The following is an 18,676-nucleotide window of genomic DNA, read 5'->3' as shown; positions in this document are numbered from 1 at the left end:
TTAGTATAGCATATACAGCTCTTATCGTATGAACGCTTCTTCTTAAAGAATCTAAAAAAAAGCTCGACCCTGCCACAGTGACTATGACAAGATCAAACCTTTATGATCGTTTCTTTTCTTTTTTCTTTTGTTTTACATCCTGTGCTTGATAAGGTTTTGGCAGTCCAATGGTAAATCGAACGCCTTCTTCAATATTGTCTACCTTCGCGAATCCATGATGCAATTCGGCAATTTGCTTAACAATGGCTAACCCCAAACCAAATTTCCCTTTATTTCCTTTATAGAATGGGCTAAACAATTTGCTGAGATCTGCATCAATTGGGTCTCCTTCGTTTTCAACAATGATATATGAATAGCGCTCATCTTCTTCCGCACGGATAGTTAATTGACGTTTAGCATAGCGCAATCCGTTTTCGACTAAATTTTCTAGGAGCACTTCACATTGTTCGATGTCTGCCTTTAGTGTTTTATCTGCACCTTGTACATCAATGGTCACATCATCTCTTTGATAACGAAATCGCTCTTCAATCTGATACGCAAGCTTTCCAAAAGGAAACTCTTCTACTTTAAGCTGCTCTTTTTGCATCTGGTCAAGCTTTGTATAGTAAAGCATATCAATGACTCGACGCTCCATCCGATTCGCTTCTTCTGTAATAACATCCATTGTCTTACCAAGATCTTCTTTTGGTAGAATGCCATCTTTTACTGATTGAGCATAGCTTTTAATGACCATAATCGGTGTTTTCAATTCGTGAGAAGCATGCTGAATAAACGTTTTCTGAGCGCGATCATAGCTATTTAAATTTTGTCGCATTCGTTCAAATTGATACGAAAGACGCTCAAAATCTTCGTCCCCTTCCCATTTTAACGGCTCTTGCCAGTTTCGATTTGCAATTTGTTCTAGGTGATTTTCTAAAATGGCTAATGGTTGTCGCAAATAATGCTTTAACCAAATGGCAGGAAGTAAGCTTAGTGCACTTGTGAGCAATAATAAATAAAGCAGTCGCTCCCAAAGATTCTGGACCATTTCATCACGATACGTGTCCCACATATAGGTGATCAAATATAAATCGGAACCTTCAATCGGACTAACTAAATCATTCACCGTATAAAAGAGAGTTTGCCCACCAAATGTCGTTTCATATCGGCCTGTTTGTGTATTTTGATCAACTGCGTTTTGACGCATCTCTTCGTGAACTGGTGGGTCAGGTACCACATCAATTGGCGTATTATAAATGGCATACGTTGATCCGGTAATTTCAATTAAAAACGAAACCGTCGCTCGTTGCTCCTGCCTAGATTGGTAAAACCCCGGCTGCTGGCTCAGGAACGTCTCCCAGTTTGCATCTTCTTGCATTAATTGGTCCCGGACACTGTTATCAATAATTTGGTACGTCTCTTCTGTCAGCGCCCCACGAATTGAAATGGGATAAACAATAATAATAGAGAGTGCGACAAGCACAATTAACGAAACGAATGCAAGCCATATTCGTCTCGTTAAATTAATTTTTATCATGAGGATAAGATCCGGTACCCGTACCCATAAAGCGTTTCTAAATGAATACGCGGCATTTTCTTACGAACCCGGCGGACGACGTCGTCAACAGCTCTCTCAGATCCAAAGTAATTATCGCCCCATACATGCTCGATAATTTTCTCTCTTGAGAAGGCTTTACCAATTTCGGCTGATAACAATAGCATTAGATCCATTTCTTTCGTTGTTAAATCAACCGCTTCATTATTCTCTTCTGTGTCAATGATCGTACGTCCAATAGGATCAATTGTATATGCGTTTAATTCGACTTTTTGTACGTCTGATGTACTTGAACCGTAAACCCGATTTAAAATTTTCTTTACACGAATAATGAGTTCTTGTGGCAAGAATGGTTTTGATAAATAATCATCACTTCCCATTTCAAGCCCTAACACACGATCCAAATCTTGATCTCTTGCAGAAATAAAAATTACCGGCGTATCTTCTTCATTTTTTATTGCTTTTAATACTTGATACCCATCTGTGCCTGGAAGCATAATATCTAACACCCATAAGTGAGGCTTGTCCGCCACTGCATCAACCGCCGCATCTCCATTATCAAAGACTGTAACATTCCAACCTTCTTTTTGCATATATGCTTTTAAAACTTCTGATAAGTTTTCTTCATCTTCAACTAAGTAAATATCATACTTCTCCATTTTCAGCATCCTCTCTATCGTTTCACTTGTAATACATTTTACATAATTTTAACGGGAAACGCCATTTAAGTTCGTAAATTACGTAATCTCACGTATTTATTTGACTATTACTCCACGATTATGTAATAAAAGGACAACTCATGTGAGTAGCCCTATAGTAAAGAGATCGCTGCTAGTGCCGTTAAAGGCAATACCCATCTTCTCCACCCGTATGGACGAAAACCACCATACGCATACGGAGGTGGATAACCATACCCATACCCATAGCGATGAGGTTCGTTGGCAGAATGAAACCCTTCAAGTTGAGTGATTTGCATTGGGTATTCATTCTGATCAACCGGATAAAGTACATAGACGTTTTCTTGATCCACATATTCAATAACCGATTCAAATTCCTCGCCATTTGTTAAAGAAACGTTAACAGGGTAGTTCGTATAGCGTTGACAAAGCGACATCATTTCTTCGTTTCTCATGTTGTATTCCCCCTTTTTCTTTACTCTATTCATTAAGTTAAAAATAGGTGAATACACACTCTATCCATGATACACTTAATGAAAACGTTATCAGGAGGTTGTTATGACGTATTTTTTAACAGCATTTAATAAAGATAGTTCTGTAGTTTTAAATGAGCGCATTGAAGCGGAATCCGAAGAATCTGCAATTCAAGTAGCAAAAGCAAAGCTAGAAGAAGCAAATGCCCAAAGTTTAACTCACCGTTTAACTCACCAGGGCAAGATGATTTTGTTTGCACGTTAATAAAAGCCCTAGCGGATGAGCCGCTAGGGCTTTAGGTTCACTCTTTCAATTGCATATTTAACTGCTTACGGAACACTTCATGAACCATGTATGCTAATCCACCTTGATTCATAGTACGAGTAACCCAATTTGCTTTTTCTTTCACCGATTCTGTCGCGTCTCCCATCGCTACACCTAAACCTGCCATTGCGATCATTTCAGAATCTTCCTCGCCCACTCCCACAACAATGACTTGGTCTAAAGAGAGCTGATTGCGCTTTACAAGCCATTGAAGTGCTCGCTCTTTTTCAGCACCTGCACCAACAACAAAGCATTCGCCTTTATTCGTTTTCATAACGTTTAATTCAGGTATCTCTTGTTTAACAATCTCACAAATATAGTCTAGATCTTTTTGCTCGTCGCATTTAAGGCTAACGTTTAACGGCCCTTTCCCTTCCTTCAGAACGTGCTCATACAAGGAGTCCACATACGTTAACGGGTACAGAATTTGCTCACCAGGAGCATTAAAAGACATTCTCGCTAAAAGTGTTTGTTTGTGCTGTGGGCGAATAGATGCGCAATAATCGCCATACTGTAGCTTTACCTCACAATCAAATCGTTCCATAACATGACACAGATCTAACGTTGTTTCAAGACTTAACGGTCGATTGTACCACTCGTTTTGGTCTGTATCGGATATAAAGGAGCCTCCGTGAGCAATAATGGTTGCGTCGCATTTTACATTTCGGGCAATTTTTTTTGCATACGAAAAGGAATGATTTGTCACCAACACAACGGATACTTGCTTTTTTTCTAAGTATGCCATCGCCATTTTCGTCTTTTTTGATGCCTTGGCTTCCCCTTCTAAAAACAGTTTATCAATGTTCATGACTAACAAGTTATAGGTTTTCAAACGTGTTCCTCCTTCATGAAGCTCATGTTGTATAGCTGGACCTAACCTTGTTTAAGTTTTATGCATTTTTAGATGAAGTAGAACAAGGATCCATTAAAAAAAGCTTGCCACTTTTAACAAGTGACAAGCTTTTACTTCATTACTGTTCTTGAGAAGGATCGCCGTAGATCTTCTCCAATGGCTCAGTAATAATCTTATTTAACTCTGTAATAATTACACTAAGTTGTTGCTCTGCTTCCATCAGTTTTGAAATCAACTCATGCTGCTGAACAAGTTCAAATTGCTGCTGTGCTTGTTGCGCTTCTTCTTCAGAAATTTGAATACCTTGCATTTGCTTTTGTTGAAGATCTAGCTGAAGCTTACGAAAGTTTTCAAGCATTTTTTTTGCAATTTCATCTGCTTCAATTTGTGCATGTAGCTCATGAAGCGCCTTAAACTCATCACTTTGTTCAAGTGCGTCTTTTAATTCATGTGCCTTATCATATGTCATACTCATGTTTATCACTCCCTACCAACCGACTATAACACGTCAGTCGACAGAATTCACGTCATACGACCATTCCTAATAAAAAAAATGAACAATTAGCGCTTGAATCAGACCAACGGTTCCTCCAATTACGCCTCCTAATAGCGTAATTAATCGCAATTCCTTCTTTGTAATCTTCATAATAAGCTCTTCTAAATTCGCCATAGAAAAGGATGCTACCTGTTGTTCAATCACTTCATTTAAGCGCAAGCTCTTCATAATGGACGTTAAATGCACCTCTATATAACCTGTTGTTACACGAACAAGTTGAGGGGCCCACTTATCGACAATTTGATTAATATATGGCGTTGTCCATGTTTGAAGAGGTGCATCGTACCAATTTAAAAGCGGGATGTTCTTTTCTAAACCAACCGTTGCTTTATCAATGACGGTGTCAATATATTTTTCTGCTTCAAATGACGATACAGGTTTTTCTAGTAACTGCTCCCACTCACGAGCAAGTAAACCATGAAGCATCTCTGTTGTTTTTTCATCATCCAAAAATTTAACAATTTCTGGATAAACCATCTCCACTACTTTTTCGCTGGAAAGAAACATTGAAACCATTCCACCAAACTTGCCTTTTGACGACAAAAAGTTCGTCGCCATAGCAGCCATTTTTTCTTGGCCTTCTGCACTTTCTACATATACTTTCGCTTTTGAAACCATCGTTTTTGAGAGACCTGGCAAATAGCTTACGATAGCAGACTGAATTTCCTGTGGAACCAGTTGCTTTGCTGCTGTATCTTGGTGCTTCTGTACATACTGTTTCAGTCGTTCTTTTAACCACATCCTTGATTTAATAACAAGCTGGTCTTTACCATTGTCAATAGATAATAGTGGTTTTAACATTGATTCAACTGTATTGTCGCTTGTTAACCATTGTTTCACTCGCCCACTTACCCAATCAGTGAGCTCCTTTGAAAACATGTCACTCGTTAATTTTTTACTTAACCCTTCGGCTGTTAATAAATGATTCGCTACTAGATTTCCCATCTGTGTTGCGAGCTCTTGCTGTCTTCTCGGTAATAATCCTGGTGTTAACGGCAGTTGCCACTTTCCTATATAGTACGCTCGATGAGGTCGAAACAACATCCTAATCGCTAGCGCATTAGTTGCTGCACCGACAATTGCACCTACTACAGCGAGAAGAAGAACTAACAAAATCCATTGCACATTAAACGCTTACTGCTTCTTAGCAGCAAACTGCCTCCTTCAAAAAAAGAATTTAAACGCTTTGTCCTTAGTATAGCTTATTTTTGTTCCCACAGAAAACGAACACTATGATAGACTGAATTATGTAACCCTTTACAACTTGATAAAGGAGCGATTCGAATGCTTGTACATTTCCAATATAAACCCTTATATCAACGCACTCAGAAGCAAAGTTGGGCTTTTTCTTTTTACTTTAAAGGACAGTTCATATCTGGCACTTATCACTTTGATGGTTCCATTACGTGGGAGGGTGCGCAAGTTGAGAAAAAAATAAGGGATGAGCAGTTAAAGCAAGCTGTACATGACTTAATGCTCTATCACGTTTATGAAGAAGAACACCAACCAAAGCATAAAATCTAATCATTTTGCCATTCTATTAAGAGGAGGGATGGTAAAATGAAGGAACGAAAAGATTTGGATAGCCGTAAAGAATACGAACTTGATATTGACCGCTATGTAAACGAAGGTTTACATGGTGGACGTGTTGATCCGCATACTGGCGGAAAAATTGAAGAAGACATGCCAATTACAAAGGAAAAACAGGATTAAAAAGCTCAATCTCGAGCTTTTTTTTTGTTATACTACACACAAGCGATCAACAGAAAGGTATGTTTTCAAATGAATGAAACCATAAACCAAACATTTTCACATGCATTTTGGCATCCTAGTGATAACGTATCAGACCGTATTTCTTTTCAGTATAAACAACACGTTTTCTATTTTCATCGGTTAAAGATTACACAACGTGAACGAACGCTTTTATCCTTGCTGTTAACAGAGGTGGATCATACACCACGACCAGCCACAGCTGAGGAACAAGAATGGTCAAATTATCTATATGCTGTTGGTGAACAACCACCAAATGCTGGAACGTTCACCGCTTTACATTTTTATATTGAACAACCTATCGATGATTATGACTCGTTTCGAGAAGCAATTTTATCATTCTTCCCTATCTCTACCCTTATGATTTGGGAAAGCAATACGAATGGTTTGCTATTGTTTCCATCTGATTATCGTGAATATGATTTAGATGCTTTAACGGAATTAATTGAGTCAGATTTCTATACAATCCTTTATACATTTTTAGGCATTCCTATTCACTCAAATCAATGTAAAACAAGACTGTCATTTGAAAAAAAGCTTTTTTTAAAACAAATGGACAAGAAACGTTCAACCCATATTTTCAGTGCCACTGAATCAAGTTTAGCTGAATTAAAACAGCAGCTGCATAACACCGAATTTGAACAATTGCGCAGTCACTTTCTTTCAAACGAGCTGCTTCACGATGAAGAATTGTTACATACAATCACTGTATTCTTCAAAAATAATTTGAATACATCACAAACAGCTAAAGCACTTCATTTACATCGAAATAGTCTTCAGTACCGACTTGATAAATTCAACGCCCAAACAGGGCTTGATTTACGCATATTCTCTCATGCAGCGCTTACGCATTTGTTTATGCACCAGCCAACTTGATTCATGTACAGTTTGCACAAAGCCATATTGTCATTCTTTGTGCAAGCTGTACATAGCTTTCATCTTATGAAAGGGTTTACAATAAATTTAGTTAAAAACGAGGGGGAAGAAAAATGGCGTCAATTCAATTAAATAATGTATACAAAGTGTATGATGGAGATGTAACGGCAGTTTCAGATTTTAATCTTGATATTGAGGACAAAGAGTTTATCGTATTCGTGGGTCCATCAGGGTGCGGTAAATCAACTACGCTTCGTATGATTGCTGGACTTGAAGAAATATCAAAAGGTGATTTGATTATTGGCGATAAGCGCATGAATGACGTAGCGCCAAAAGATCGCGATATTGCCATGGTATTCCAAAACTATGCGTTGTATCCACATATGAACGTTTACGACAATATGGCATTCGGATTGAAATTGAGAAAGTTCAAAAAAGACGAAATCAAAAAACGTGTTGATAATGCAGCAAAAATTTTAGGGTTAGAAGAAATGCTAGATCGTAAGCCAAAAGCGATGTCAGGCGGTCAGCGTCAGCGTGTTGCACTAGGTCGTGCTATAGTACGTGATCCACAAGTATTCTTAATGGATGAGCCACTTTCAAACTTAGATGCAAAGCTACGTGTACAAATGCGTGCTGAAATCACAAAACTTCATAAACGTTTACAAACAACAACGATTTATGTAACTCACGATCAGACAGAAGCAATGACAATGGCGACTCGCATCGTTATTATGAAAGACGGTCTTATTCAACAAATTGGGACACCTAAAGATGTGTATGATAATCCAGAAAACGTATTTGTTGGTGGCTTTATTGGCTCCCCATCTATGAACTTCTTAAGTGGTAAATTAGATGGTAAGGATTTTGTTATCAACAATCAGCGTATTGAGGTTCCAGAAGGAAAACTATCTGTTTTACGTGAACAAGGCTTTACAGATAAAGAACTCATTCTTGGCATTCGCCCTGAAGATATTCATGATGAGCCTATTTTCATTTCTTCATCAGAAGGAACTAAAATTGATGCTTTAATTGATGTAGCTGAATTAACAGGTGCTGAAACTGTACTTTATTCTTCAATTGAAGGTCAAGAATTTGTTGCACGTGTCGATTCTAGAACGACTGCACAAAGTGGAGATACGATTGAGCTTGCATTAAATATGAATAAAGCCCATTTCTTCAACCCAGAAAACGAACAACGTATTCGCTAAAAAAAAAGAGACGAGTTTATCGTCTCTTTTCTTGTTCCATTGTATTTAATTATTTTTGGTAACCGCCACTCATTTGTTGTTCAGCCATTTTAACTAAACGTTTAGTAATTTCCCCACCAACTGAACCGTTAGCACGTGCAGTTGTTTCAGGACCAAGGTTAACACCAAATTCTGAAGCGATTTCGTACTTCATTTGGTCAATTGCTTGTTGTACACCAGGTACAACTAGGTTATTTGAACTTCTGTTATCTGCCATTATGTTTCACCTCCCTGTGTAACTATAGAATGTCACGGTCTCTCGTTTTCTATGTATGTTTATTAAAAAAATTTTTTAAGGAAATAAAAGGAAGTAATTATAACGATAAAATGTAGTTACACAGGCTCATAATGACAAATAAAAAGACTTAATTTCTTAAGTCTTTTTAAACGTTATCGCACTATACGGGGTATACAGGGTGTTTGCGGTCTGTAAATACTACTTCTTTGGTTTCATATAAAGCGAACCTTCGTGTTAACTCTTCGCGTAAATCATTTCCATTAACAACCCCATCAATGACTAATTCTGAAGCAAGTCGATACACATCAATATTTTCTTTGTATTCTTCTCTTTTTTCAGCAATAAATGCGGCTCTTTCTTCCGGAGCTAATGCTGCGATTTTATTTGCGTAAACTGCATTTACAGCGGCTTCTGGTCCCATAACAGCAATTTGTGCTTGTGGTAAAGCTAAGCAACAATCGGGATCAAATGCAGGTCCTGCCATCGCATAAAGTCCAGCACCATATGCTTTACGAACAACTACAGAAATTTTCGGAACCGTCGCTTCAGCCATCGCTGAAATCATTTTTGCACCATGACGAATGATACCCGCACGTTCTACTTTTGTCCCAATCATAAAGCCAGGAATATCAGCCAGAAATAGTAATGGGATGTGATAGGCATCGCATAATGTAATAAACCTCGCTGCCTTATCTGCTGAATCGTGAAATAATACCCCGCCTTTTGCTTTAGGTTGATTTGCTATAATGCCAATCGTTCTTCCGTTTAAACGAGCAAATCCAGTAATAAGTTCAGGTGCAAAGAGCTTTTTAATTTCAAAGAAGCTGTTATCGTCTACCAGTCGATCTAATAGATCGTACATATTAAAAGGCGCATTTTGATTTTCTGGAATGATCTCTTCAATTGTTTTAGGTAAATCTTTAGGCGGGATTGCCTCCGATAGAGGTACTCGACCTTTATAACTTTGTGGGACATAGCCAATATATTCTCTTGCTAAATCGATTGCTTCTAATTCATCTTTTGCAAGCATATCGCCACAGCCAGACACACGGCAATGCATAGATGCACCACCCATTTCTTCAAGGGAAACATCCTCACCGATAACCATCTGCGCCATACGAGGCGAGCCAAGATACATGGACGCATTTCCGTCAACCATAATGACAACATCACAAAACGCTGGAATATAAGCGCCACCAGCGGCTGATGGGCCAAAGAGAATACATACTTGAGGAATTTTACCAGAAAGCTTTACTTGATTATGAAAAATTCGGCCCGCACCTCTACGACCTGGAAACATGTCAATTTGATCAGTAATACGCGCTCCAGCTGAATCAACTAAATACAGCATTGGTACTGCTAATTTCTCAGCCGTTTCTTGGATGCGAATGATTTTTTCAACTGTCCGCGCCCCCCATGAGCCAGCTTTTACTGTGGAATCATTCGCCATGACACAAACAGTTTTACCGTTTATTTTCCCGGTTCCGCAAATAACCCCATCAGCAGGTAAACCTTCTGCTTCTGAATTTGCAAACATGCCATCTTCAGTCTCTAAACCATCATCAAATAACAGTGCAAGCCGTTGCCGTACAAAGCGTTTTCCTTTCGCTTCGTTTTGCTGATGATATTTTTCTTGACCACCTTGGTGAATCGTCTCTACTTTTTCTTTATATCGCTCTTCAATACTCATAGCCTTCACCTCTAGCGCCCTTGATAACGGGGTTTTCTTTTTTCTTTGAATGCGTTTAATCCTTCCATTCGATCTTCCGTATATATCGTTTGTTGATACGCATTGTTTTCAACCTTTAATCCATCCTCCATTGTGCAGTCAAGACCTACATCTATGGCTTGTTTTGCAGCCCGGATTGCCACTGGACCATTTTGTGCAATAACTGTCGCCAGCTCAACTGCTTTTTCATACACCTGTGCAGAGGAGACAGCGTATTCACAAAGCCCAATATGTTCAGCCTCTTTACCACTTATACGTCTAGCTGTATAAATTAACTCTTTTGCTTTACCGACACCAATCATACGCGTTAAGCGCTGTGTTCCTCCTGCACCTGGAATGATTGCTAAAGATGTTTCAGTTAAACCGTATTGAGCACTCTCTGAGAATACCCGTAAGTCTGCCGCAAGGGCCAATTCCAATCCACCTCCTAATGCTAGACCATTTGCCGCGACAATGACTGGCTGAGGTAGTGTGGATATTGCTTGAATAGTATCCCCGATTAACCTCACAGCTTCACGAACTTCTTCTTCTGTCATGGCAATACGTTCTTTTAAATCAGCACCTGCACAAAAAGCTTTTTCACCAGCCGAACGTATAATGACAACCCTTGCTTGAGAATCGTTCCGTAATGCTTCGACTTGAACGTTTAGTTCTTTTAACAGCTGCGTCGATAAGGCGTTCGCTGCTTGTGGTCGATCGAGTGTTAACGTAACAACTTCTGCTCCTTCTTTTTTCAAGAATTCGTTAGTCAAGTTCAATTAAATAATCTCCCTCGTTGACAAACTCACCTTCTGGTTTAAGAATGGCTTTCACCGTTCCTGCCACCTCTGATTCAATTGGAATCTCCATTTTCATTGACTCTAAAATGGCTACTTCTTGTCCTTGTTCCACTTGATCACCAACCGACACAACTACTTTCCACACGTTTCCTGCCATAGATGCTTTAATATAACTCATTGGTTAACCTCCTGAATTCGTCTTGTTAGTTCGTCTTTATACGTATCCATAAAAGCAGTCGTTGCTCCCCCTTGTTTGAAAATAGGATGATCGACAATCGCTTTTATCGCGGGGATATTCGTTTTAATCCCGATCACTTTATAGTCATTTAATGCGTTTTCAAGCTTTGCTATCGCATCATTACGATCTTTTCCATGAACAATGAGCTTCGCAATCATCGGATCATAAAAATGACTAATGACGCTACCTGCTTTAATCGGACATTCGTGACGAATGTGCGGCGCTTCTGGCAGTTCAATTTCTTTCACAGTCCCAGGTGATGGAAAAAAGCGTACCGGGTCTTCAGCATAGATTCTTGCTTCGATGGCGTGTCCTGTTGTCCTTAATTCATGCTGCTTCCACGGCAACGTGTCTCCTGAAGCGATTCGGATTTGCCATTCCACTAAATCAAGCTTGTAAATCTCTTCTGTTACCGGGTGTTCAACTTGAAGCCTCGTGTTCATTTCTAAAAAATAGAACATTCCGTCTTCATCAACAAGGCATTCGATAGTCCCAGCATTTTGATACTGAATCGCTTGAGCTGCTTTTAATGCCATATTGATCATTTCTTGACGACGCTCATCCGTTAAAAAAGGCGATGGTGCCTCCTCAATAATCTTCTGATGTCTTCTTTGAACGGAACACTCTCGCTCACCAAAAACAAGTGTATGACCTTTTCCATCAGCTAATACTTGTAACTCGATGTGTCTTGGATTTTCTACATATTTTTCTATATAGAGCGCCCCGTCTCCAAAAAATAAAGCAGCTTGTTTCTTATTTTTTTCAAACGCTTTTTGGCAATCGTCATCACTGCGGCAGATCGTAATGCCAATACCTCCTCCACCTGATGCTGCCTTCAACATAACCGGATAACCTATATGATTTGCTTCGAACAATGTATCTTCAATCGTTTCCACTGCATCTGTTCCAGGAATAACCGGCACTCCTGCTTCCATCATCGTTTTTCGAGCTTGCAGCTTATCCCCCATAAGGGAAATGACAGATGCATCCGGTCCAATAAAACAAAACCCATCCGCGCGGCACTTCTCAGCAAAAATGGCTTGCTCTGATAAAAGCCCATAACCAGGATGGATAGCGTCAACATTTGCTTCTCTCGCAATAAGTAAGATTCGATCTTGATTTAAATAACTTTCTTTTACACTCGATTCTCCAACCAAATACGCTTCATCAGCTAGTACTGTATGTTCTGCATCTCGATCCGCTTCTGAATAAATTGCCACGGTGCGAATGTTCATTTTTTTGCACGTTCGGATAATACGGGAAGCAATCTCGCCGCGGTTTGCAATGAGAATGGACTGAATCATGAAATGAGCTCCTTTCTTTATCTACCTAAGCCTAAATGTCTAGCGATAACAAGACGCTGAATTTCTGATGTCCCTTCACCAATTTCTAGTAACTTCGCGTCTCTTAACATTCGTTCCACCTCATATTCACGCATATAGCCGTAGCCACCATGAATTTGCAGTGCTTGGTTACATGTACGCGTTGCCATTTCAGAGGCAAAGAGCTTAGCATATGCTGCTTCTTTTCCAAATGCTTTCCCACTATCTTTTAGCTGTGCGGCTTTATGCACCATGTTTCTTGCCAGTTCAATTTCCATTGCCATATCCGCAAGCTTAAACTGAATTGCTTGAAACGAGCTTATTGCTTTACCAAACTGCTTTCTTTCTTTTGAATACGCTAATGCACGATCAAAAGCTGCTTGTGCAATACCTACTGCAAGAGCCGCTATGGAGATTCTTCCTCCATCAAGTGTATATAAGAATTGACTAAATCCTTTGTCTGGATCACCTAATAGATTTTCTTTTGGAACACGGACATCTTCTAAAACAAGCTCACATGTATTCGAAGCCCGAACCCCCATCTTGTCGTAGTTGGATGAAATTTTAAAACCAGGTGTATCTGTTGGAACTATAAACGCTGAAATCATTTTTTTGCCGTTTTCTTTTTGACCGACAACAGCCGTAACAATGACGGTTCGAGAATATTCAGCATTTGTAATCCAACACTTTTCACCGTTAATAACATATTCATCCCCCTCTAAACGGGCTTTCGTTTGGGTTCCTCCAGCATCAGATCCTGCATTTGGCTCAGTAAGCCCAAAGGCACCAAGCGACTGTCCTTTTGCAAGAGGCGTGAGATGCTGTCGCTTTTGTTCTTCTGTACCGTAATAATAGATTGGACTTGCACCAAGTGAAACTGCCGCTGCATAACTTAACCCTGTTCCACCACAAGCGTAGCCGATTTCTTCAACAGCTAATGCATAAGAGACCGTGTCGCCTCCAGAGCCACCATATTCTTCAGGAAATGGAATACCTAAAACACCTAATTCTCCTAATTTTTTAAAGATGTCATCTGCAAATCGTGACTCTTGATCAAGCTGAACAGCTAATGGGGCAATTTCCTTTCGTGCAAACTGACGTACCATATCCCGAATCATAAGTTGATCTTTTGTCAAAGTCATTATGTGCTCTCCTCTTCTCCGTTAATATGAGCGGTCGTTCAGAATCAGACCGAAAAAGACAAATCTAAAAATGTAAGCGCTATCAAAATCGTAACGTACTCTTATATGGAAGTCAAATCATTTCTCTTTACTTTATGGCTATTCGGTCTTTTCATGCCATCTTTTTAAATTTCCATTATTTTGTGGTCGTATGTTTTAATAAAAATAGAAACCTATATGTGTATACATCCGTAACTATAAAGAAGAAGAAAGAAGGAGGAACATTATGATTGTCATTATTCTCATTGGTATTGTTGTAGTAATTGGACTTTTGTGGGCCGGAAGCTATAACTCCCTAATTAAACACCGAAATTGGGTAGAGGAATCTTGGGCACAAATTGATGTTCAACTAAAACGACGCTATGACTTAATTCCAAATCTAGTTGAAACGGTAAAAGGTTACGCTAAACATGAAAAAGAAACATTAGCTTTAGTTATTGAAAAGCGAAATACCATTGCCGAACCAAATGCAAGTCGGAACGAGCGATTGCAAGAGGATGCAGAGCTAAACGGTCTTTTACGTCAACTATTTGCCTTGAGTGAATCCTATCCTGACTTAAAAGCCAATCAACAATTTTTACATCTACAAGAAGAGTTAAGCGGGACAGAAAATAAAATTGCTTATGCAAGACAAGCTTATAACTCAATGGTTATGCGCTACAATACAAAAATTGAATCTTTCCCACAAAACATTGTTGCTTCTACTCATTCCTTTACTAGGAATGATATGCTTGACATCCCTGACGAAGAGAAAGAACCTGTTCAAGTTACGTTTTAAGGAGGTTGAGCCGCTTGTTTTATACGCAAATTGCTCGTAATAAACGAAATACTGTTTTTCTTGTTTGCTTGTTCATCGTCATTGTTCTTGGTATTGGCTCAGCTGTTACGTATGTGAGGGCAGGTGATTATATTAGTGGGGCAATCTTTGCTGGTGTAATCGCTACCGTTTATACCATCTTCATGATAACAACAAGTACAAATGTTGTTATGCGCATGAATCATGCTAGAGAAATTACTTCATCAACGGATCAAGCTTTTCTATGGCACACTGTAGAGGGATTGTCAATTGCTGCGCGAATTCCGATGCCTCGAATCTATATCATCGATGATCCGAGCCCTAATGCATTTGCAACAGGAATATCGCCTAAATCAGGCGCTGTAGCAGTAACAACTGGTTTGATGAACCGTTTGAATCGAGAAGAAATTGAAGGTGTTTTAGCTCACGAAGTTGCACATATACGAAATTATGATATCCGTCTCTCTACAATAGCAGTTGCCCTTGTTTCTGCTATTGCCATTCTTAGCGATATTGGTATGCGGTTTTTTATTTTTTCTGGAGGACGAAACAACAATAATAAACATCCTCTCATTATGATAATCGCTCTTCTTCTCGTTTTACTAGCGCCTATCATTGCAGTTGTCATGCAGCTAGCGATTTCACGGAACAGAGAATATTTAGCGGACGCTAGTGCAGTGGAACTAACAAGAAATCCAGAAGCACTTGCAACAGCATTAGAACGGATTACAGATACACATACACCTGTTGAAGAAGCATCAAGTTCAACAGCTTCACTTTACTTTGCAGATCCACTAAAGAAAAAAGCCGCTTCCTTATTTTCTACACATCCACCAGCTGACGAACGCGTTCGTAGACTTAGACAAATGTAAAAAAAGTCGCTAAGCTTAGCGACTTTTTAATTGGGCTCTTTCCATATCTACTTGTTGAAGCATTTCAACCAGAATTTTCATACCCGTTTCAATTTGATCTTCTGTTGCATGGGTAAAATTAAGTCTTAACGTGTTCGCTTTTGGATCCTGTGCATAGAATGGCGCTCCTGGAACATAGGCCATTCCTCTTTCAACGGCTCTCGGAAGAAGCGCTTCGGCATTCACTTGTTCTTGAAGTTCAAGCCATAAAAACATTCCACCTTTAGGCTCAACAAAATGTAGTAATCCGTCATTTCTTGCTTGCTGCAAATGGTATACCATTGCATCTTTACGAGTACGGTACACTTCACTTATCCTCTGAATGTGACCATCAAGGTCAAAATTTTGGCACAATTCATAGAGAGCTTGGTGTGCCAAGGAGTTTGAGTGTAAGTCGTTGGCTTGCTTTGCTTGTGCCATCATTCGTACAATTTGATACGGACCCACAATCCAACCAGTACGTAAAGCAGGAACTGCCGTTTTTGAAAATGTACTAGTATAAAGTACGTGAGAGCCGTTATCGAGAGCAGCGATAGGTGTATATGAATCATTTGTAAACTGTATATCACCGTATGGATCGTCTTCAAAAACAAGTACATGTTGCTTTTTTATAAGGCGAACTAACTCTTTTCTTCTTGCTAATGTCCAAACACGACCTGATGGATTTGAAAAAGTCGGGACAACATAAACCATCTTCGGGTTGTATTGCTTAATTTTTTCATTTAAGTCGCTCATTACCATACCATCTTCATCACACTGGACTGACACAATTTGCGCTTCATAGGATTGGAACACTTGAAGAGCAGCTAGATAAGTAGGTTCTTCTGTTAAAATAACGTCTCCAGGACTAATCATGACCCGTGCGAGCAAATCAATGGCTTGTTGCGAACCCGTTGTAACGAGGACGTCGTCTGGCGAATAGCCTTTTATCCCCTTAACAGCCATTCGTTGTAGGATCACTTCTCGCAATGGACGGTATCCTTCTGTTTCTCCATATTGAAAGGCTTTATTCCCTTTTTCAAAGGCACTTGTAAATGCGTCCTTTATGGCTTGTGTGGGAAACAGACCATCATCTGGTAGACCTCCAGCAAATGAAATGACATCTCCTTGATTAACAATTTTCAAAATATCCCTTACTACTGATGACTGCAAATGTCGAACTCGTTTTGCGAATGCGTATTTCATCTCTACTCCCTCAATTCCATTTCTTTTTTTATATAAAAGAGTGCTTCTATTCTACCTCATTTAACTAAAAAGTCAATCAATTTAAAAGGAAATAACGTTACCCTCTATGGTTTACGTAAAAAGGTCATAGGAACCATCTCTAGCATTCCTACGACCCTCCTATTTATTCTTTAATAGCGGCGTACTGTGATTTCACTAAATGATAATAAAGGCCTTTTTCTGTCATTAATTCGATATGTGTGCCCTGTTCCATCACATTGCCTTGTTCAAGCACAATAATATTATCAGAATCTCGTATCGTCGATAAACGATGGGCGATCATAATGGCTGTTCGACCAGCAAGAAGCGTCTTTAACCCTTCTTGAATTTTCAATTCAGTTTCTGTATCAATACTGGCAGTCGCCTCGTCCAGAATGAGGATTTTTGGATCAGCAAGTAGTGCTCGAGCAAAAGAAAGTAGCTGCCTCTCACCTACTGACAGGACGCTTCCTTGCTCTTCTACTTCTGTGGCATAGCCTTTTTCTAATTTACTAATAAACGTATCTGCACCGATTGCTTTAGCAGCGTGAATAACGTCTTCGTCACTTGCATGAGGATTACCAAAGCGAATGTTTTCCATGATAGTGCCTGCAAAGATAAACGTATCTTGTAGCACATAGCTAACGTGGCTACGAAGATCATCAACTTTTATATCTTTTAAATTCACATCATCTAACAGTACTTCACCTTTTGTTGGGTCATAGAAACGGCTCATTAGGTTTACTATCGTTGATTTACCTGATCCAGTATGACCTACTAGCGCTATAGTGGTTCCCGCTTCAAACGTTAAGTTTATCCCTTTTAATGCCATTCGCTTGTCGTCATATGAAAACTCAACGTCTTTGAAGACCATTTTTCCTTTTACATCCGTTAACGGTTTTGCGTCTTTCTTACTTTTTACATTCGGTTCTTCATCTAAGAACTCAAAGATCCTCTCACTTGAAGCCATTCCAACAAGTAGCTGATTATACACTTGACCAAGCCTTGAGATTGGTTCCCAAAACATGCCAATGTAAAAAGCAAAGGATACAAAGACCCCTAATGTCAATCCGCTACCATCACTTTGAATGAGAAACGCTCCGTACCATATAAGAATGGCACCGCCAATGGCACTGGCCATTTCTACAAATGGACGAAACATGGCATTTTGCTTCGTTGCTTCGCGCCAGCTTTCATAATTCTGAGTGTTTACATCATCAAAGAAGTCCATGTTCTCATGTTCTTGCGCATACGCTTGAGTAACGCGAATACCTTGAATGCTCTCATTTAAGTGAGAATTGAGCCGGGACTGGCGCAAACGAACGGTTTGCCAAGCTCGACGGATTTTTCTTCTTAACTTTGTTGAGATAAAGAACATAATGGGCAAGATAATTAAAATCACAACGGCAAGTTCCGGACTCAAGTAAAACAAAATCGCCACAATTCCAAGAAGCATAACGATATCCATTAACAAGTTAATAACACCATTTGTAAATAAATCTTGCAACGAGTTCACATCGTTAATAACACGGACGAGAATTGAACCCGCTGATCGCTTATCAAAAAAGCGATGAGATAAATGCTGAATATGATCAAACAATTTCTTTCGAATATCAAATATGACAAATTGCCCAAGCTGGTTCATCCAGCGTATTCTAAAGTAGTTGGCAATGTATGAAACGGCATAAAGACCGAGCACAATCGTCGCGTAAATGAGCATATCTTGAGTTGTTGCCACACCTTGCTCTAGCTGTCCAACTGCAAATACACCAATGAAAATGGGAATTGCTAAACGAACAGCAGTAGCGAAAAGCATCATTAGTATCGTTTTTGGTAAAAGCGTTTTTGCGTACGGCTTTAAGAAATTAAACAACCGCACCATTTGTTTCCAGTTAAACGGTTTTTCAATAATTTGTTCAACAGGATAATGAAAACGCGTTTTTTTTCTCACTTCTTCCATCATAC

At 39.4% G+C, this 18,676-nt stretch carries 21 protein-coding genes; 7 read left to right on the top strand and 14 right to left on the bottom strand.

Translation table 11 applies throughout. The features are described from left to right. Positions 1 to 100: 100 nt before the first annotated feature. The 3 genes from PQ477_RS15165 to PQ477_RS15155 form a co-directional block, all read right to left on the bottom strand. Entirely contained in the window at positions 101 to 1,516 is a 1,416-nt protein-coding gene (locus PQ477_RS15165; protein WP_035395223.1) for a sensor histidine kinase, read from the bottom strand. Beyond that, positions 1,513 to 2,193, bottom strand: coding sequence for a response regulator transcription factor (locus tag PQ477_RS15160; protein ID WP_035395225.1), 681 nt, complete (start codon positions 2,191 to 2,193; stop codon positions 1,513 to 1,515). The genes PQ477_RS15165 and PQ477_RS15160 overlap by 4 nt, the downstream gene beginning before the upstream one ends. A gap of 152 nt (positions 2,194 to 2,345) precedes the next feature. Next, entirely contained in the window at positions 2,346 to 2,666 is a 321-nt protein-coding gene (locus PQ477_RS15155) for a hypothetical protein (protein WP_035395226.1), read from the bottom strand. Between the two features lie 103 nt (positions 2,667 to 2,769). On the opposite strand from PQ477_RS15155, the gene PQ477_RS15150 reads away from it, so the two are divergent. Next, positions 2,770 to 2,949 carry a YhzD family protein gene (locus tag PQ477_RS15150; protein ID WP_035395228.1) on the top strand — a complete coding sequence of 60 codons (180 nt, stop codon included), beginning with the start codon at positions 2,770 to 2,772 and terminating at the stop codon, positions 2,947 to 2,949. A 37-nt stretch (positions 2,950 to 2,986) separates the two neighbouring features. On the opposite strand, the gene PQ477_RS15145 is transcribed toward PQ477_RS15150, so the two are convergent. The 3 genes from PQ477_RS15145 to PQ477_RS15135 form a co-directional block, all read right to left on the bottom strand. Then, a complete protein-coding gene (locus PQ477_RS15145) occupies positions 2,987 to 3,841 on the bottom strand; it encodes an HAD-IIB family hydrolase (protein ID WP_035395229.1) in 855 nt (284 codons plus the stop codon). Between the two features lie 139 nt (positions 3,842 to 3,980). After that, complete coding sequence (locus PQ477_RS15140; protein WP_060705421.1) at positions 3,981 to 4,337, bottom strand: YlbF/YmcA family competence regulator; 357 nt, start codon at positions 4,335 to 4,337, stop codon at positions 3,981 to 3,983. Positions 4,338 to 4,403: 66 nt separating this feature from the next. Next, a complete protein-coding gene (locus PQ477_RS15135; protein ID WP_274272385.1) occupies positions 4,404 to 5,543 on the bottom strand; it encodes a DUF445 domain-containing protein in 1,140 nt (379 codons plus the stop codon). A gap of 159 nt (positions 5,544 to 5,702) precedes the next feature. On the opposite strand from PQ477_RS15135, the gene PQ477_RS15130 reads away from it, so the two are divergent. The 4 genes from PQ477_RS15130 (at position 5,703) to PQ477_RS15115 (ending at position 8,275) form a co-directional block, all read left to right on the top strand. After that, positions 5,703 to 5,942 (top strand): DUF5342 family protein, encoded by a 240-nt coding sequence (locus PQ477_RS15130; RefSeq protein ID WP_035395232.1) that lies wholly within the window; start codon positions 5,703 to 5,705, stop codon positions 5,940 to 5,942. A gap of 36 nt (positions 5,943 to 5,978) precedes the next feature. Next, the gene (locus tag PQ477_RS15125) at positions 5,979 to 6,131 is read left to right on the top strand and encodes a hypothetical protein (protein ID WP_186370754.1); all 153 of its coding nucleotides are present in this window, start codon (positions 5,979 to 5,981) and stop codon (positions 6,129 to 6,131) included. Between the two features lie 69 nt (positions 6,132 to 6,200). Continuing rightward, positions 6,201 to 7,064: a PucR family transcriptional regulator gene (locus tag PQ477_RS15120; protein ID WP_274272384.1), complete on the top strand. Its 864-nt coding sequence runs from the start codon at positions 6,201 to 6,203 to the stop codon at positions 7,062 to 7,064. 113 nt (positions 7,065 to 7,177) lie between these two features. After that, positions 7,178 to 8,275 (top strand): ABC transporter ATP-binding protein, encoded by a 1,098-nt coding sequence (locus PQ477_RS15115; RefSeq protein WP_144558682.1) that lies wholly within the window; start codon positions 7,178 to 7,180, stop codon positions 8,273 to 8,275. Positions 8,276 to 8,324: 49 nt separating this feature from the next. Here the strand turns inward: PQ477_RS15115 and PQ477_RS15110 are convergent, their stop codons facing one another. The 6 genes from PQ477_RS15110 to PQ477_RS15085 form a co-directional block, all read right to left on the bottom strand. Next, a complete protein-coding gene (locus PQ477_RS15110; protein ID WP_035395237.1) occupies positions 8,325 to 8,531 on the bottom strand; it encodes an alpha/beta-type small acid-soluble spore protein in 207 nt (68 codons plus the stop codon). A 181-nt stretch (positions 8,532 to 8,712) separates the two neighbouring features. Further along, positions 8,713 to 10,242 (bottom strand): acyl-CoA carboxylase subunit beta, encoded by a 1,530-nt coding sequence (locus PQ477_RS15105; RefSeq protein ID WP_274272383.1) that lies wholly within the window; start codon positions 10,240 to 10,242, stop codon positions 8,713 to 8,715. Positions 10,243 to 10,253: 11 nt separating this feature from the next. Further along, positions 10,254 to 11,039 (bottom strand): enoyl-CoA hydratase, encoded by a 786-nt coding sequence (locus PQ477_RS15100; protein WP_285892567.1) that lies wholly within the window; start codon positions 11,037 to 11,039, stop codon positions 10,254 to 10,256. After that, on the bottom strand, positions 11,026 to 11,238 hold the full coding sequence (locus PQ477_RS15095) for an acetyl-CoA carboxylase biotin carboxyl carrier protein subunit (protein ID WP_144558680.1): 213 nt from the start codon (positions 11,236 to 11,238) through the stop codon (positions 11,026 to 11,028). Before PQ477_RS15095 ends, PQ477_RS15100 begins: the two co-directional genes overlap by 14 nt. Next, a complete protein-coding gene (locus PQ477_RS15090; RefSeq protein ID WP_274272381.1) occupies positions 11,235 to 12,602 on the bottom strand; it encodes an ATP-binding protein in 1,368 nt (455 codons plus the stop codon). Before PQ477_RS15090 ends, PQ477_RS15095 begins: the two co-directional genes overlap by 4 nt. 17 nt (positions 12,603 to 12,619) lie before the next feature. Further along, complete coding sequence (locus tag PQ477_RS15085; protein WP_144558678.1) at positions 12,620 to 13,762, bottom strand: acyl-CoA dehydrogenase family protein; 1,143 nt, start codon at positions 13,760 to 13,762, stop codon at positions 12,620 to 12,622. Between the two features lie 265 nt (positions 13,763 to 14,027). On the opposite strand from PQ477_RS15085, the gene PQ477_RS15080 reads away from it, so the two are divergent. Continuing rightward, a complete protein-coding gene (locus tag PQ477_RS15080) occupies positions 14,028 to 14,579 on the top strand; it encodes a LemA family protein (protein ID WP_432813879.1) in 552 nt (183 codons plus the stop codon). A 14-nt stretch (positions 14,580 to 14,593) separates the two neighbouring features. Continuing rightward, entirely contained in the window at positions 14,594 to 15,469 is an 876-nt protein-coding gene (gene htpX / locus PQ477_RS15075) for a zinc metalloprotease HtpX (protein ID WP_035395247.1), read from the top strand. Positions 15,470 to 15,484: 15 nt separating this feature from the next. Here htpX and PQ477_RS15070 read toward each other — a convergent pair whose 3' ends face one another. Together PQ477_RS15070 and PQ477_RS15065 are read right to left on the bottom strand one after the other, a co-directional pair. Continuing rightward, on the bottom strand, positions 15,485 to 16,693 hold the full coding sequence (locus tag PQ477_RS15070) for an aminotransferase-like domain-containing protein (RefSeq protein ID WP_035395249.1): 1,209 nt from the start codon (positions 16,691 to 16,693) through the stop codon (positions 15,485 to 15,487). A gap of 163 nt (positions 16,694 to 16,856) precedes the next feature. After that, positions 16,857 to 18,671, bottom strand: coding sequence for an ABC transporter ATP-binding protein (locus PQ477_RS15065; protein WP_144560443.1), 1,815 nt, complete (start codon positions 18,669 to 18,671; stop codon positions 16,857 to 16,859). Positions 18,672 to 18,676 lie beyond the last annotated feature (5 nt).

Source organism: Shouchella hunanensis (assembly GCF_028735875.1).
In the GTDB taxonomy this organism is placed as follows: Bacteria; Bacillota; Bacilli; order Bacillales; family Bacillaceae_D; genus Shouchella; species Shouchella hunanensis.
The sequence above is the reverse complement of the archived record's forward strand: the minus strand, read 5'-3'. Positions and strand labels throughout refer to the sequence as shown.

Coding starts and splice junctions, on each gene's coding strand:
- PQ477_RS15165 (WP_035395223.1), bottom strand. CDS start 1,516: ATGATAAAAATTAATTTAACGAGACGAATATGGCTTGCATTCGTTTCG.
- PQ477_RS15160 (WP_035395225.1), bottom strand. CDS start 2,193: ATGGAGAAGTATGATATTTACTTAGTTGAAGATGAAGAAAACTTATCA.
- PQ477_RS15155 (WP_035395226.1), bottom strand. CDS start 2,666: ATGAGAAACGAAGAAATGATGTCGCTTTGTCAACGCTATACGAACTAC.
- PQ477_RS15150 (WP_035395228.1), top strand. CDS start 2,770: ATGACGTATTTTTTAACAGCATTTAATAAAGATAGTTCTGTAGTTTTA.
- PQ477_RS15140 (WP_060705421.1), bottom strand. CDS start 4,337: ATGAGTATGACATATGATAAGGCACATGAATTAAAAGACGCACTTGAA.
- PQ477_RS15130 (WP_035395232.1), top strand. CDS start 5,703: ATGCTTGTACATTTCCAATATAAACCCTTATATCAACGCACTCAGAAG.
- PQ477_RS15125 (WP_186370754.1), top strand. CDS start 5,979: ATGAAGGAACGAAAAGATTTGGATAGCCGTAAAGAATACGAACTTGAT.
- PQ477_RS15120 (WP_274272384.1), top strand. CDS start 6,201: ATGAATGAAACCATAAACCAAACATTTTCACATGCATTTTGGCATCCT.
- PQ477_RS15115 (WP_144558682.1), top strand. CDS start 7,178: ATGGCGTCAATTCAATTAAATAATGTATACAAAGTGTATGATGGAGAT.
- PQ477_RS15110 (WP_035395237.1), bottom strand. CDS start 8,531: ATGGCAGATAACAGAAGTTCAAATAACCTAGTTGTACCTGGTGTACAA.
- PQ477_RS15105 (WP_274272383.1), bottom strand. CDS start 10,242: ATGAGTATTGAAGAGCGATATAAAGAAAAAGTAGAGACGATTCACCAA.
- PQ477_RS15095 (WP_144558680.1), bottom strand. CDS start 11,238: ATGAGTTATATTAAAGCATCTATGGCAGGAAACGTGTGGAAAGTAGTT.
- PQ477_RS15090 (WP_274272381.1), bottom strand. CDS start 12,602: ATGATTCAGTCCATTCTCATTGCAAACCGCGGCGAGATTGCTTCCCGT.
- PQ477_RS15085 (WP_144558678.1), bottom strand. CDS start 13,762: ATGACTTTGACAAAAGATCAACTTATGATTCGGGATATGGTACGTCAG.
- PQ477_RS15080 (WP_432813879.1), top strand. CDS start 14,028: ATGATTGTCATTATTCTCATTGGTATTGTTGTAGTAATTGGACTTTTG.
- PQ477_RS15070 (WP_035395249.1), bottom strand. CDS start 16,693: ATGAAATACGCATTCGCAAAACGAGTTCGACATTTGCAGTCATCAGTA.
- PQ477_RS15065 (WP_144560443.1), bottom strand. CDS start 18,671: ATGGAAGAAGTGAGAAAAAAAACGCGTTTTCATTATCCTGTTGAACAA.